At 72.1% G+C, this 14,000-nt stretch carries 12 protein-coding genes; 8 read left to right on the top strand and 4 right to left on the bottom strand.

Annotated features, from left to right (window positions below; translation table 11 throughout):
• The first annotated feature begins 99 nt into the window (after positions 1-99).
• From FIP57_RS21675 to era, 3 genes are read left to right on the top strand one after another with little or no spacing between them, the layout of a single operon-like run.
• Positions 100-1,491, top strand: a complete 1,392-nt coding sequence (locus FIP57_RS21675; protein WP_238993658.1) for an FAD-binding oxidoreductase — start codon at positions 100-102, stop codon at positions 1,489-1,491.
• A complete protein-coding gene (locus tag FIP57_RS21670) occupies positions 1,488-2,780 on the top strand; it encodes an SAM-dependent methyltransferase (protein WP_148575708.1) in 1,293 nt (430 codons plus the stop codon). Before FIP57_RS21675 ends, FIP57_RS21670 begins: the two co-directional genes overlap by 4 nt.
• Before the next feature lie 5 nt (positions 2,781-2,785).
• Positions 2,786-3,712: a GTPase Era gene (era, locus tag FIP57_RS21665; protein WP_238993657.1), complete on the top strand. Its 927-nt coding sequence runs from the start codon at positions 2,786-2,788 to the stop codon at positions 3,710-3,712.
• A 16-nt stretch (positions 3,713-3,728) separates the two neighbouring features.
• Here the strand turns inward: era and FIP57_RS21660 are convergent, their stop codons facing one another.
• From FIP57_RS21660 to FIP57_RS21650, 3 genes are all read right to left on the bottom strand, one after another.
• On the bottom strand, positions 3,729-4,571 hold the full coding sequence (locus tag FIP57_RS21660) for a septum formation family protein (RefSeq protein WP_148575706.1): 843 nt from the start codon (positions 4,569-4,571) through the stop codon (positions 3,729-3,731).
• 7 nt (positions 4,572-4,578) lie between these two features.
• Complete coding sequence (locus FIP57_RS21655) at positions 4,579-5,364, bottom strand: septum formation family protein (protein ID WP_148575704.1); 786 nt, start codon at positions 5,362-5,364, stop codon at positions 4,579-4,581.
• A gap of 75 nt (positions 5,365-5,439) precedes the next feature.
• Positions 5,440-5,928 (bottom strand): flavodoxin family protein, encoded by a 489-nt coding sequence (locus tag FIP57_RS21650; RefSeq protein ID WP_148575702.1) that lies wholly within the window; start codon positions 5,926-5,928, stop codon positions 5,440-5,442.
• 92 nt (positions 5,929-6,020) lie between these two features.
• Here FIP57_RS21650 and FIP57_RS21645 point away from each other — a divergent pair, with 92 nt between their 5' ends.
• The 4 genes from FIP57_RS21645 to FIP57_RS21630 all read left to right on the top strand — a co-directional run bounded on the left by FIP57_RS21645 (position 6,021) and on the right by FIP57_RS21630 (position 11,573).
• Positions 6,021-8,144: a sensor histidine kinase gene (locus FIP57_RS21645; protein ID WP_148575700.1), complete on the top strand. Its 2,124-nt coding sequence runs from the start codon at positions 6,021-6,023 to the stop codon at positions 8,142-8,144.
• Positions 8,145-8,248: 104 nt separating this feature from the next.
• Positions 8,249-8,875, top strand: a complete 627-nt coding sequence (locus tag FIP57_RS21640) for a hypothetical protein (protein ID WP_148575698.1) — start codon at positions 8,249-8,251, stop codon at positions 8,873-8,875.
• 13 nt (positions 8,876-8,888) lie between these two features.
• The gene (locus tag FIP57_RS21635; protein WP_148575696.1) at positions 8,889-9,296 is read left to right on the top strand and encodes a response regulator; all 408 of its coding nucleotides are present in this window, start codon (positions 8,889-8,891) and stop codon (positions 9,294-9,296) included.
• A gap of 204 nt (positions 9,297-9,500) precedes the next feature.
• Positions 9,501-11,573, top strand: coding sequence for a putative bifunctional diguanylate cyclase/phosphodiesterase (locus FIP57_RS21630; RefSeq protein WP_162529923.1), 2,073 nt, complete (start codon positions 9,501-9,503; stop codon positions 11,571-11,573).
• 3 nt (positions 11,574-11,576) lie between these two features.
• Here the strand turns inward: FIP57_RS21630 and FIP57_RS21625 are convergent, their stop codons facing one another.
• Positions 11,577-11,987: a ChaB family protein gene (locus FIP57_RS21625; protein WP_148575692.1), complete on the bottom strand. Its 411-nt coding sequence runs from the start codon at positions 11,985-11,987 to the stop codon at positions 11,577-11,579.
• A gap of 229 nt (positions 11,988-12,216) precedes the next feature.
• On the opposite strand from FIP57_RS21625, the gene leuA reads away from it, so the two are divergent.
• Positions 12,217-13,929: a 2-isopropylmalate synthase gene (leuA, locus tag FIP57_RS21620; protein WP_148575689.1), complete on the top strand. Its 1,713-nt coding sequence runs from the start codon at positions 12,217-12,219 to the stop codon at positions 13,927-13,929.
• The last annotated feature ends 71 nt before the right edge of the window (positions 13,930-14,000 follow it).

Genomic DNA, 14,000 nt, shown 5'->3' with positions numbered 1-14,000 from the left:
GGGGCGCCTGGCGGTTGGGCGGGCGGGGCCACTTGTGCCATGGCGTCGTGCACGAGGGGCCGAGGAGCGCCGGGACCCACGGGCGGTAAGTTGAGGGCCGTGACTGGCGTGGTGGGGTGGGAGACGCACGCGGAGGGTGTCCGGCGGCTGGTGGACTCCTACGCCGCGATCCCGGAGGACGCCCCGGTCCGGCTGGCCAAGCGGACCTCGAACCTCTTCCGCTCCGGCGCGCACGACCGCACGCAGGGGCTCGACGTCTCGGGGCTGACCGGCGTCATCGAGGTCGACCCCGCCGCCGGCACCGCCGACGTGCAGGGGATGTGCACCTACGAGGCGCTCGTCGACGCGACCCTGCCGCACGGTTTCATCCCGCTCGTCGTCCCCCAGCTCCGCACGATCACGCTCGGCGGCGCGGTGACCGGGCTCGGCATCGAGTCCACCTCGTTCCGCAACGGGCTGCCGCACGAGTCGGTGCTCGAGATGGACGTGTTCACCGGCTCCGGCGAGGTCGTCACGGTGAAGCCGGGGGACCGGCTCTTCGACGCCTTCCCGAACTCCTACGGCTCGCTCGGCTACGCCACGCGGCTGCGCATCGAGCTCGAGCGCGTCCCGGCGTACGTCGAGCTCCGCCACCTCCGCTTCCGCGACCTCGACGAGCTGACCGCCGCGGTGGAGCGCATCACCGCCGACCGGGCGTGGGAGGGGCAGCGGGTCGACGGGCTCGACGGCGTCGCGTTCTCGCCGCAGGAGAGCTACCTGACGCTGGCCACCTGGTCCGACCGACCTGGGGCGACGAGCGACTACACCGGCGAGCGGATCTACTACCGCTCGCTCCAGGAGCGCGACCGCGACCGGCTCACGATGCACGACTACCTCTGGCGCTGGGACACCGACTGGTTCTGGTGCTCCGGAGCGTTCGGGTTGCACCGCCCCGGCGTCCGCCGGCTCTGGCCCCGGCGCTACCGGCGCAGCGACGTCTACCACCGGTTGATCGGGTTCGACGCGAAGGTCGGGTTCTCCGCCTGGCGCGACCGGCGACAGGGGGTCCGGCGCGAGCGCGTCATCCAGGACATCGAGGTGCCGGCCGACCGCACCCGCGCCTTCGTCGAGTGGTTCGACGCCGAGGTCGGGATGCGACCGGTGTGGCTCTGCCCGCTGCGGCTCCGTGAGGCCGAGGGCCCCGGCGGTGCGCGGCTCGCGGCGCGCACGTGGCCGTCGTACCCCCTCGACCCGGGCACGACCTACGTCAACGTCGGGTTCTGGGGGACCGTGCCGATCGCCGATGGGCGCAGCGACGGTGACGTGAACCGCATGGTCGAGCTGAAGGTCAGCGAGCTCGGCGGCCACAAGTCGCTGTACTCCGACGCCTACTACGACCGCGCGACGTTCGACGCGCTCTACGGCACCGCCAACCTCGACGAGGTGCGACGCGAACACGATCCGGACGGACGACTGACGGGGCTCTACGAGAAGGCGGTGAGGACGCGATGACCTCTGGGACCACCACGCACGACATCACGATCGCGGGCGCGCTCGAGACGCTCTTCGAGCACGGGATCCCGTTCCGTTTCACGGCGTACGACGGGAGCTCGGCCGGCCCCGAGGACGCGAAGGTGCGGGTGCACCTGCGCAACGAGCGCGGCCTCTCCTACATCCTGACCGCGCCGGGCGACCTGGGCATGGCCCGCGCCTACGTCGCCGGCGACCTCGAGCTGGAGGGCATCCACCCCGGGGACCCCTACGAGCTGATGGAGCTGGCGATGAGCCGCTTCACGCTCAAGGCGCCGTCGCCGGCCGAGGCGGTGCGGTTGCTGCGCGGGCTGGGCATCCGCCACCTGGTCCCGCCGCCGCCGCCCCCGCAGGAGCACCTGCCGAGGTGGCGCCGGCTCGTCGAGGGCGCGCGGCACAGCCGCACTCGCGACGCCGAGGCGATCCACCACCACTACGACGTGTCCAACCGCTTCTACGAGCTGGTGCTCGGGCCGTCGATGACCTACACCTGCGCCTGCTACCCGCACGCCGGTGCGACGCTGGAGGAGGCCCAGGAGTTCAAGCACGACCTGGTGGCCCGCAAGCTCGGGCTGCGCGAGGGGATGCGGCTCCTCGACGTCGGGTGCGGCTGGGGCGGCATGGTCCTCCACGCGGCGAAGCACTACGGCGTCAGGGCGCTCGGGGTCACCCTGTCCCGCGAGCAGGCGACGTGGGCCCAGGAGGCGATCAAGCGCGAGGGGCTCGACCACCTCGCGGAGGTCCGGCACATGGACTACCGCGACGTGGCGGAGGGTGACTTCGACGCGATCAGCTCGATCGGGCTCACCGAGCACATCGGGATCAAGAACTACCCGGCGTACTTCTCGTTCCTGCGCGACAAGCTCGTCCCGGGCGGGCGGCTGCTCAACCACTGCATCACCCGGCCGCACAACCGGTCGGTCAGCGCGGGCGCCTTCATCGACCGCTACATCTTCCCGGACGGCGAGCTCACCGGCTCGGGCAGGATCATCACCGAGATCCAGGACGTCGGCCTCGAGGTGCGCCACGAGGAGAACCTCCGCGAGCACTACGCGCTGACCTGCCGTGCGTGGGCCAGGAACCTCGCGGCGAACTGGGACGAGTGCGTCGCCGAGGTGGGCGAGGGCACCGCGAAGGTCTGGGGGCTCTACCTCTCGGGCTGCAGCCGTGGCTTCGAGATCGACGACATCCAGCTCCACCAGGTGCTCGCGGTGAAGCTCCACGAGGACGGCCGCTCGGACTTCCCGCTGCGGCCCGACTGGTTGAGCTGAGCGGCGTGGCCGACGAGCAGCCATTCCGGAGCGGGTTCGCCTGCTTCGTCGGCCGACCCAACGCCGGGAAGTCGACGCTGACCAACGCGCTGGTCGGCTCGAAGGTGGCGATCACGTCGTCGCGGCCCCAAACCACGCGCACCGTGGTCCGCGGCATCCTGCACCGGGGCGACGGCCAGCTGGTGCTCGTCGACACCCCCGGGCTGCACCGGCCGCGCACGCTGCTGGGGGAGCGGCTCAACGACCTGGTGACGACGACCTGGGCCGAGGTCGACGTGGTCGCCGCCTGCTTCCCCTCGGACCAGAGAATTGGTCCGGGTGACAAGTTCCTGGTCGGCGAGCTGGCCAAGGTGCGCCGGTCGACGAAGTTCGCGATCGCCACCAAGACCGACCTGGTGCCGAAGGACCGGTTGGCGCAGCACCTGCTCGACATCGCCGCGCTGGGACGCGAGACCGGTGTCGACTGGGCCGAGGTCGTGCCCGTCTCGGCGGTGGCGGGTGACCAGGTGGAGCTGCTGGCCGACCTGCTGCTGGCCCGGATGCCCGAGGGGCCGGCGCTGTATCCCGAGGGCGAGCTCACCGACACCCCCGAGGAGGCGATCGTCGCCGACCTGATCCGGGAGGCGGCCCTCGAGGGAGTCCGCGACGAGCTGCCGCACTCGATCGCGGTCGTCGTCGAGGAGATGGGGCTCCGTCCCGACCGCCCCGAGGACAAGCCGCTGCTCGACGTCCACGCGAACCTCTTCGTCGAGCGGTCGTCGCAGAAGGGGATCGTCATCGGCCACAAGGGGTCACGGCTCCGCGAGGTGGGGACGCAGGCCCGGCGCAGCATCGAGGCGATGCTGGGCACGCCGGTCTACCTCGACCTCCACGTCAAGATCGCGAAGGACTGGCAGCGCGACCCGCGCCAGCTGCGCCGGCTCGGCTTCTGAGCGCTCGGCGCGCGGCTCAGGCAGGTGCCCAGCAGAACCCGTGGCGCTGCCCGGCCGCCCACTGCTCGGCGGTCGGCCACTCCCAGCCGTAGCGGAACTCCGTGGGGAACCCCTGCCGCTCGCGGACCCGATCCGCGCAAGGCTCGTCGCCCGCCTCGCGCACGGTCGCCACGCCGGGGTAGCGGCGCCCGCCCTCGAGCGGGATCGTGCCGATCGCGACCCAGCTGTGCCGGCGCGCGCACGCCACCCGCTCGAACCCGCGCTCGCCGGGGGCCGCGGTGCCGCACAGCCCGAAGGTGCCGAGCCCCCGGGGCCGGTCCAGCACGCCGCGCAGCCGGCCCGGCGGTGGAAGCCGCATCAGCCGCTCGCCCCGGTCGAGGGCGAGCACGTCGCAGCGGAACCAGTCGGCACCGGCCTCCTGCTCCTCCGCCGTGGGCAGGAACCAGACGACCTGGAACCGGCTGAGCGTGCGGGTCTCGTCGTCGCCGCCGAGGAAGCGGGGCAGCTCCCCGCGGCACCGTCCGGCGACCCGTCGCTGCACGGGCCTCGCCTCGACGTCGACCTCGCCGCCCCGGCCGCGCGCCACCGAGGCGAGGTCCCCGACGAGGACGGTGACGGCGGTGTGTCGCCGGTGGCAGACGACCGGTTCGGCGTCGTTGCTGGGCAGCCCGGCGTCGTCCAGGGTCAGCCGGCGGCACTCCCCGACCCGAGGGGGCTCGGGCGGGGGCGTGCGGGTGGCCGTCGGGGTCGACGTCCGGTCCTCGTCGGGGCCGGCCTCGTCGTCGCCGGTGCACGCCACGAGCGTGACCAGCAGCGCGGCGGCGACCAGCCGGCCGGCCGCCCGTGCCCCGGCCCTCATGCGAGCCTCACTGGTCGGTCCTCGCCCAGCACACGCTCCTCCGGTTCCCCGCGTCCCACTCGGCCTCGCCGAACCAGGTGTACGCGTACTCGTAGTCCAGGGGATAGTGCAACCAGGCTCCCACGGAGTCCGAGCAGTAGTCCCGGCTGAGCACCTCGACGACGCGGTCCCCGGGATAGGGGTCGCCCTCCTTGCCGACGACGATCGTGGTGGCGGCCCGCCAGCCGTGCGGCTCGGAGCACGGCACCGGCACGGCGCCGACCACCTCCTCGTCGTCCACGCACGCCATCCACCGGTCGGCCGGGATGCCGAGGAGCACCCCCTCGGCGGTGCGGGGGAGCCCGACGAGCGAGGCCGACTCCTCGGTGCCGCCGACGACGTCGCAGCGGTACCAGCGGGCGCCCGCCTCCCACTGCTCCTCCGACGGGCGGAACCAGGCCCACGAGAGGACGGTGCGGAGCGCGAGGCTGTCGTCGGCCCCGGTGAGCTTCCGGAACCCGCGGCTGCACCGGCGGTAGGCGTCCTGCGCGAGCCGCGGGTCGTCGCGCCCGACGTCGGCGAGCGGCGGCTCGAGGGCGGCGACGAGGAAGGTCTCGGCCGTGTGCGCCTGGGTGCAGGGGACGGTGGGGGAGTCGTCGCTGCTCGCCCCGACGTCCTCCGGTTCCAGGGCCCGGCAGGCGCCGGGCTCGGGGGGGTCCAGCGAGAGCTCCTCGTCCTCGCCGTCGGCGGTGCCGGTGCACCCGGCGAGCAGGACGCAGACCAACGCGCCGGTCACGGCTGCCGCTCGGAGCACCGGCCACCCCTCAGGTCGGGAACCCGCTCACCGTACTGGTGCCCCGGGCGCGGCGACGGAGCCGCGGCGGGCGGGTCACGAGAGAAGTGCTGCCAGCGTCCCGCCGAGCTCGTAGGCCGCGTCGCGGTGCTCCTCGGTGACGTCGCCCCGCACCTCGAGGAGCTCGGCGGACTGCCGCCAGCCGAGCGCGCCGACGATCGACTGCACGCTGCGCACCGCGCCCGCGGTGTCGTAGCGCCCGTGCACCCACAGGCCGTACGGGCGGCCCGCGGTCCGCCCTCCGGAGCCGCCGGCCGACCCGTCGTCGGACAGCGCGCCGCCGACCGCCAGGAAGGTGGAGTCGAAGAAGTGCTTCAGGGCGCCGCTCATGTAGCCGAAGTTGGCCGGGGTGCCGAGGAGGTAGCCGTCGGCCGCCAGCACGTCGTCGACGGTCGCCTCGAGCGCCGGGCGAGCCGTGACCTCGACCCCCTCGATGGCGTCGTCGCGGGTCCCCTCGAGGACCGCCTCGAGCAGGGCGGCGGTGCCCCGGGTCGGGGAGTGGTGGACCACGAGCAGCTTCGCCACGTGGCCAGTATCACCGCCCCCGCGTGCGCGTCACCGCCAATAACGCCAAAACGGACATGGGGGACGGCCGTTTCCCTACGCTTGGACCCATCATGAGCGCCCCCGCTCCGGCCCTTCATTCGCGCGCCTTCCCCCTTGCACTGGGGGCGGCGGTGGTGCTGTCTGCCGTCTTCGCGCTGCTGCTCTCGAGCCCGCTGCCGCACTCGACGCGCGAGACCGTGAGCGCGATGGGGTTCCTCTTCGGCGGGGTGTCGATCATGGCCAGCGCCGCGGTCGCGGCGCGCAGGGCCACCGGCCGGCGACGCCGGAAGGCGTGGCGGGTGCTCGCGACCGCCGCCGCCATGGTGCTCGCCGGCAACGTGGTGACGAGCCTCTTCGGCGGCGACGCCGTCGCGGACCCCAGCCTCGCCGGCGACGCGCTGATCGCCGGCGCCTTCGTGGTCTGCGTCTTCGGCCTGCTCAACCTCTCCGACACGCCATTCGGCGGAGCCCGGCTCGTCGTCAGCTGGCTCGACGGGATCGTCACCGGCTGCGCGGTGCTGATCATCGCGCTGGTGCTCGTCTTCTCCCGGATCGTCGAGTCCGGGGAGGTCGCGGAGCGGCCGGGCGCGCTGGTCTTCCCGGTCCTCGACGTGGCGGTGGCGACGGTCGCCCTGCTGCTGGTGATCCGCAGCCAGGGGAACCGGTCCTTCTACGGGCTCGTGGCGTTCGCCTACGTGCTGTGGGCCGCCAGCGACCTCGGGTTCGCGGTGGCCAACGTGCAGGACGCCTACACCGCGGGCGGTCTCCCCGACGTGCCGTGGATCTCGGCGTACCTCTTCCTCGCCGCCTGCCCCTGGCACCCGGCGGCAACCCGGGACTCCGCCCCGCGCCCGGCGAGCGGCCGGGTCGACGTCCAGGGCACGGTCCTCGTCTTCTCGCTCTTCCTGGTCGCCGCGGCGGTCCAGGCGCTCTCCCCGGGCGGCCCGCTCACCGAGACGCTCGCCGCGGTCTGGGTGGTGCTCGTGCTGGCGGTCGGCGCCCGGCAGATCCTGCTCGTCATCGACAACCAGCGGCTCCGCGGCGGGCTCGAGCAGCGGGTCCGTGAGAAGACCAAGGACCTCAGCCGGGTCACCCGCCAGCTCGAGGTGATGCTCAACTCGGTCGGCGACGGCATCTACGGCGTGGACCTCGAGGGGCGGGTCACCTTCGCCAACCCGTCGGCCGCGCTCGCGCTGGGATTCCTACCCGAGCAGCTGCTCGGCCACGACGCGCACGAGCGGCTGCACGGCGCCGAGCCCGGCGACACCGGCCACGAGCGGCACTCGTGCTACGTCCGGCACGCGATCGCGGAGGGGCGCGTGGTCTCCTCCGAGGAGGACGTCTACCGGCGCCGCGACGGCTCCACGTTCCCGGTCGAGGTGACCGCCAGCCCGCTGCTCGACGAGGACCGCATCTCGGGTGCAGTGGTGGCCTTCCGCGACGTGACCCAGCGCCGCGAGGTCGACCGGATGAAGGACGAGTTCCTCTCGATCGTCAGCCACGAGCTGCGCACCCCGCTGACCTCGATCCGCGGCTCGCTCGGGATGCTCGGCAGCGGGACCTTCGTCGAGCTGACGCCGCAGGCGCAGCGGATGGTCTCGATCGCGGTGCAGAGCAGCGACCGGCTCTCCCGGCTGATCAACGACATCCTCGACGTCGAGCGGATCCGCTCCGGCAAGCTGCCGATGGACATCGCGCCGAGCGAGGTCGGCGTGCTGATGCGGACCACGGCGAAGGAGATGGCGCCGCTCGCCGAGTCCGAGGGGGTCCGCCTCGTCGTCGGTCCCACCCCGGGCCGGGTCCTCGCGGACTCCGACCGGATCGTGCAGACCCTCACCAACCTCGTCGGCAACGCCATCAAGTTCTCCCCGGCCGGCGCAACGGTCAGGCTGGAGTCGATCGAGAACGACGAGCACGTCACCTTCGTCGTCTCCGACCAGGGGCGCGGCATCCCCGCCGACAAGCTGCTGTCGATCTTCGAGCCGTTCGAGCAGGTCGACTCCTCGGACTCCCGGGAGAAGGGCGGCACCGGGATCGGGCTCGCGATCAGCCGCGGGATCATCGAGCGGCACGGCGGCCGGATCTGGGCCGACAGCGAGCTCGGCCGTGGGACGGTGCTGCGGTTCACGCTCCCGCGCGCCGAGCCGGCGCCGGTCGAGGCACCGTCGGACGGGGTCGCGCCGCGCCCGGTGTGAGGGACGAACGGGACACACGGTGTGACCACACGGTCCTACCAGTTGCGTTGTGCACCCTTTAGGGTGACCCGCAGGGGGTCGGGAGCACACGGGATGGGAGCCCCATGGTCGGATCACAACGCACCGCAGGGATGTCCGTCGACGTCGTCCGTCGCATCGACGCGCCGACGGCGGAACGGCTCTACGAGATGTACCTCGAGACCTTCGGCGACATCGCCATCCGGGCCGCCAACCGGCACCTGTTCCACAAGGACGAGTTCCTCGAGACGATGTACGACGAGCGCGTCGACAAGTACCTCGTCCGCGACGACGACTCCGCCGAGCCGCTCGGGCTGCTGACGCTCACCAACGACCTCGAGACGGTCCACTGGGTCAGCCCGCAGTTCTTCGCCCACCAGTACCCCGAGTTCGCCGAGCGCGACGCGATCTACTACCTCGGCTTCACCATGGTCGCCCCCGGCCGCCGGCGCACCCACGCGTTCAGCCTCCTCGCCCGGCAGATCACCGAGGACCTGCTGGCCAAGGACGCGATGTGTGCCTTCGACATCTGCGCCTACAACGACGAGGTCGTCGGGCTCGCCGACGTCGCCCAGCTGATGCTGGGAGAGTTCGGCAAGGTCCGCCCCGTCGACACCCAGACCTACTACGCCGCCGTGCCGTTCCAGCGCGAGAAATCTGGAGAAACCCGGCGCGTGCCCGAACAAAGGCCTACCGTGGAAGGGACACCCTAGGGGGGAGGCTCCCGTGCCCGGACGCAAGGTCCTGGTCGTCGACGACGACGACGACATCCGTGAGATCACTGGCGTTGCGCTGGAGCTCATGGGTGGCTGGAGCGTCGTCGACACCGACCGTGGTGCGACCGCCGTCCGGCTCGCGGTCGAGGAGCAACCCGACCTGGTGCTGCTCGACGTGATGATGCCGGACCTCGACGGTCCGGGCACCTTCCGGCTCCTCCAGCAGGACCCCCGCACCCGGGACATCCCGGTGATCCTCCTGACCGCCAAGGTGCAGGTCGGCGAGGGCCGGCTCTGGGACGACCTGGCCGTGGCCGGCGTCATCTCGAAGCCGTTCGACCCGATGGGCCTGGTCGAGCAGATCGACCGGCTGCTCGAGCGGCACCGCAGCGCGGCGCGCTCCCGTCTCTCCGCCTGACCCACCTCCGACCGCCTCCTCCGGCCACCATCGCGGGACCGATCCTCGGTCGTACGCATGCGAATAGTCCGTTTCGTGACTCGAGTGGGTATTGTGACAACAGACACGATCATCACGGGGAGGGCCCTGAGGGCTATGGATGCGTCGCGCGCTCCCGACTCTCGGGGGGAGAGCGAGCCGGCCGGGTCGCCGGAGCAGCCCGGTGTGCCCAGCCACCGGGCCGAGCGGCAGCTCGAGTTCTGGGAGAGCCTCCACGAGCTGAGCACCGACGTGTCGGTGGTGATCGACGGCGAGGCGCACCTGATCTACGTGGCGCCCAGCATCGAGGAGATGCTCGGGTACGCGCCCTACGAGCTCCTCGCCCGGGTCGGGTTCGACTTCGTCCACCCCGACGACCGCGACGAGATGCGCCAGGCCCTCGAGGACGTCGGCGCGTCACCGGCCCGGGTGGTCACCGTCCGGCTGCGCGGCCTCGACGCCAAGGGCGACTGGCACTGGCTCGACTGCACCCTGACCAACCGGCTCCACGACACGGTCATCGGCGGCTTCGTCGTCACGGTGCGCGACGTGACCGCCGAGGTGCAGGCCCAGGAGGCCGCGCGCGACTTCGAGACCCGGCTCCGCACCGTCGTCGACGCCGCCCAGGAGGGGATCCTCGCGGTCGGCCACGACGGCAAGCCGCTGTTCATCAACCGGCGCATGGGCGAGCTGCTCGGCCGCCCCGTCGAGGAGCTCGAGAACCTCTCCGTCCCGGAGCTGTTCGAGCCCGCCGACGCCGAGCGCAGCCGCGCCGGGCTGGCCGAGCGGCTGCAGCGCGGCCCCGAGAAGTACGACGTCCACTACCCGCACCCCGACGGCTCCCGTCGCGTGCTGAGCATCTCGGCGAGTCCCTACGTGACCGCCGAGGGCGAGTTCCTCGGCTCGCTCGGGATGTTCAGCGACGTCACCGTCGAGCGGCGAGCCGAGGCGGTGCTGCGCCGCCAGGCCCTGGAGGACCCGCTCACCGGGCTCGGCAACCGCCGGGTGCTCACCGAGCGGCTCGCCGAGGCGGCGCGGGACCGCGACCGCGGCCGGGTCGCCGTCGTGATGCTCGACCTCGACGACCTGAAGTCGGTCAACGAGGCCCACGGCCACGAGGGCGGCGACCGGCTGTTGATCGAGGTGGCCGAGCGGCTGCGCGAGCTGGCGGGGGACACGCACGCGGCAGTGCGGCTCGGTGGCGACGAGTTCGCGCTGGTCCTGCACGACCTCACCCTCCCCGAGGTGGAGCAGGTGACGGCCCGGGTCCGGGCCGCGCTCCGCGGCCTCCAGGTGGCCGTCGAGGGGCACCCGCTCTCGGCGACCGTGGGGATCGCGATCTCGCCGCCGCACGCGCCCGAGGAGCTGCTCCGCTACGCCGGCATCGCGCTCGACGAGGCGAAGCGGTGCGGGGACGACGGGGTCCTGGTCTTCGACGACGAGCTCGACCGCCGGCACCGTCGCCGGAGGGCGATCGCCTCGCTCGCGAGGCGCGACGTCCCGTCCGACCAGATCCGGCTGCACTACCAGCCGCTGATCGACATGACCACGGGCACCGTGAAGGGGTTCGAGGCGCTGCTGCGGTGGCACCACCCGACGCTCGGCGCGATCCGGCCCGACGAGATCGTGGCCGCCTTCGAGGTCACCGGGAATTCCTCCCGGCTCGACGAGCTCGTGCTGGGCCGCGCGTGCGCGGACATGCGGGCGCTCCGCGACGCCGGCGTGGTCTCCGCCGACGCCTACCTCTCGGTCAACGTCTCCGCCGCCACCCTCGACCTGCCGGGCGGCTTCCAGGCGGCCCTCGAGTCGGCGCTCGGCGACGGGTGCGTGCCGCCCGACCGGCTGGTCCTCGAGGTCACCGAGAGCGCGGTCATGCGCGATCCGGAGCGGGTCAGCCGCATCCTGCACCGGCTGACCGACGAGGGGCTCCGGCTCGCGGTCGACGACTTCGGCACCGGCTACAGCTCACTGCGCTACCTGCAGACGCTCCCGCTGTCGATCCTCAAGGTCGACCGCTCGTTCGTGGCGCCGCTCAGCGACGAGGACGCCCGGGCCCGGACGCTGGCCAGCTCGATCCTGACGCTCGCCGAGACCGTCGGCCTCGACACGATCGCCGAGGGTGTGGAGACCGCGAACCAGCAGGACATCCTGCTCGACCTCGGGTGCACCACCGGACAGGGCTACCTGTGGAGCCCGGCGATCCCGCCGGCCGAGGTGGGCGACCTGATCAAGCGGCTCTCGGTCGGCGCCGGCTCCTGAGGGTCAGGAGCGCGCCTTCCGGGTGCTCCGGGCGTTCGCCTTCCGGATGGCCTCGACCAGCTCGGCCTTGGTCATCCGCGACCGGCCGGTGACGTCGAGCCGCTTCGCCACGTCGAGGAGGTGGCTCTTGGTCGCGTTCGCGTCGACCCCCTCCGACGTACCGCCTCCCTTGCGGGCCGGTCCGCCCTTGCGGGCCGCCTGGGCATCCGAAGGGCCCTTCTTGCCGCCCTCCTTGCCCTCCCATCGGTCGCCGACCTTCTCGAAGGAGTGCTTGAGGGCACTGAACGCCGTGCGGTGCGCGCGCTCGCCCTCGCCGTACTCCTCGACGGCGGCGTCGTGCGCCTTGCTCCACGTGCGCTGCGCCTTCTTGGGCGAACGCTGCACGGTCGAGGGCATCTCGTCCTTCGCGGGCATTCCTGCTCCTCCTGTGAACGGGTACGGGTGCCGGACGCGTCGCGCCCTGGTGGAGCCGTACCCGCCCCTCCGGCGGACATGCCGGGCCGGACCCGGTATGGTGGCCCACGATGATGCGTCGCAGCCTCCTCCTTCGCTGCCGCAGCGAGGTCTGACACCGACCGGACCCCCTCGCTGCGGAGTTCGTGGTTGCTTCCGGACACCCCAGCCAGCGAGGAGAACCTGAACCATGGCCGACCGCCACCACACCACCCAGCGGCCCAGCGGCATGCCCTTCGAGCGCTACCGCCCCTTCCCGCCGGTCCAGCTGCCCGACCGCACCTGGCCCGACGCCACGATCACCAAGGCCCCGCGGTGGCTCTCCACCGACCTCCGCGACGGCAACCAGGCGCTGATCGACCCGATGTCGCCCGCACGCAAGCTGATGATGTTCGACCTGCTGGTGCGGATGGGCTACAAGGAGATCGAGGTCGGCTTCCCGTCCGCCAGCCAGACCGACTACGACTTCGTCCGGCAGCTGGTCGAGGAGGACCGGGTCCCCGAGGACGTCACGATCTCGGTGCTGACCCAGGCCCGTGAGGACCTGATCGAGCGGTCGGTGCAGTCGTTGGTCGGCATCCACCACGCGAACATCCACCTCTACAACGCGCTCGCGCCGCTCTTCCGCCGCGTCGTGTTCCGCGCCAGCAAGGACGAGGTCAAGGACATCGCGGTGCGCGGCACCGAGATGGTCATGAAGTACGTCGAGTCGCACCTCGACGCGACCGTCATCGGCTACGAGTACTCACCGGAGATCTTCACCAGCACCGAGCTGCCGTTCTCGCTCGAGGTCTGTGAGGCGGTCAGCGACGTCTGGCAGCCCGAGGACGGCCGCGAGATCATCCTCAACCTGCCGGCCACCGTCGAGGTCGCGACCCCCAACGTGTACGCCGACCAGATCGAGTGGTTCTCCCGGCAGCTGACCCGCCGCGAGCACACCACGATCAGCCTGCACCCGCACAACGACCGCGGCTCCGCCGTCGCGGCGACGGAGCTGGCCCTGATGGCCGGCGCCGACCGTGTCGAGGGGTGCCTGTTCGGCCACGGCGAGCGCACCGGCAACGTCTGCCTGGTGACCCTCGGCATGAACCTCTTCAGCCAGGGCATCGACCCCCAGATCGACTTCTCCGACATCGACGAGATCCGTCGCACGGTGGAGTACTGCACCCAGCTGCCGGTCCACCCGCGCCACCCGTACGCAGGGGACCTGGTGTACACCGCCTTCTCCGGCTCCCACCAGGACGCCATCAAGAAGGGGCTGGAGGACCTCGACCGCCAGGCCGCGGCGAAGAACGTGCCGGTCGCGGAGATCCCGTGGGAGGCGCCGTACCTCCCGATCGACCCGCACGACGTCGGCCGCAGCTACGAGGCGGTGATCCGGGTCAACAGCCAGTCCGGCAAGGGCGGCGTGGCCTACATCATGAAGACCGACCACAAGCTCGACCTGCCGCGCCGGCTGCAGATCGAGTTCTCGAGGGTCGTGCAGCAGCACACCGACGAGGAGGGCGGCGAGGTCTCCCCGGACGCGCTGTGGAGGTACTTCCGCGAGACCTACCTCGACCGCGAGGCGCCGCTGAAGCTCAACTCGGTGCACACCTCGTCGGCGGCGGGGGAGAAGGACCAGCTCACCGTCCGCGTGTACGTCGACGGGGAGCCCCGCACCCTGGTCGGCACCGGCAACGGGCCGCTGTCGGCGTTCGTGGAGGCGCTGACCGACGAGCTCGGGTACGACGTCCGGGTGCTGGACTACGCCGAGCACGCACTTTCCTCCGGAGGTGACGCGATCGCCGCGGCCTACGTGGAGTGCGCCGTCGGGGACCAGGTCCTCTGGGGCGTCGGGCTCGACCCGAACATCGTCACGGCGTCGCTGAAGGCGGTCGTCTCGGCGGTGAACCGCGGCTAACTGGTCCAAACCGCTCCGGAGAACCGCGTGCTCTGGGACCATGGGACCCGGGGGCAGCGAGCACAGGCGAT

Source organism: Nocardioides caldifontis, assembly GCF_008087345.1.
GTDB lineage: Bacteria > Actinomycetota > Actinomycetes > Propionibacteriales > Nocardioidaceae > Marmoricola_A > Marmoricola_A caldifontis.
This window is presented reverse-complemented; position numbering and strand designations above follow the sequence as displayed.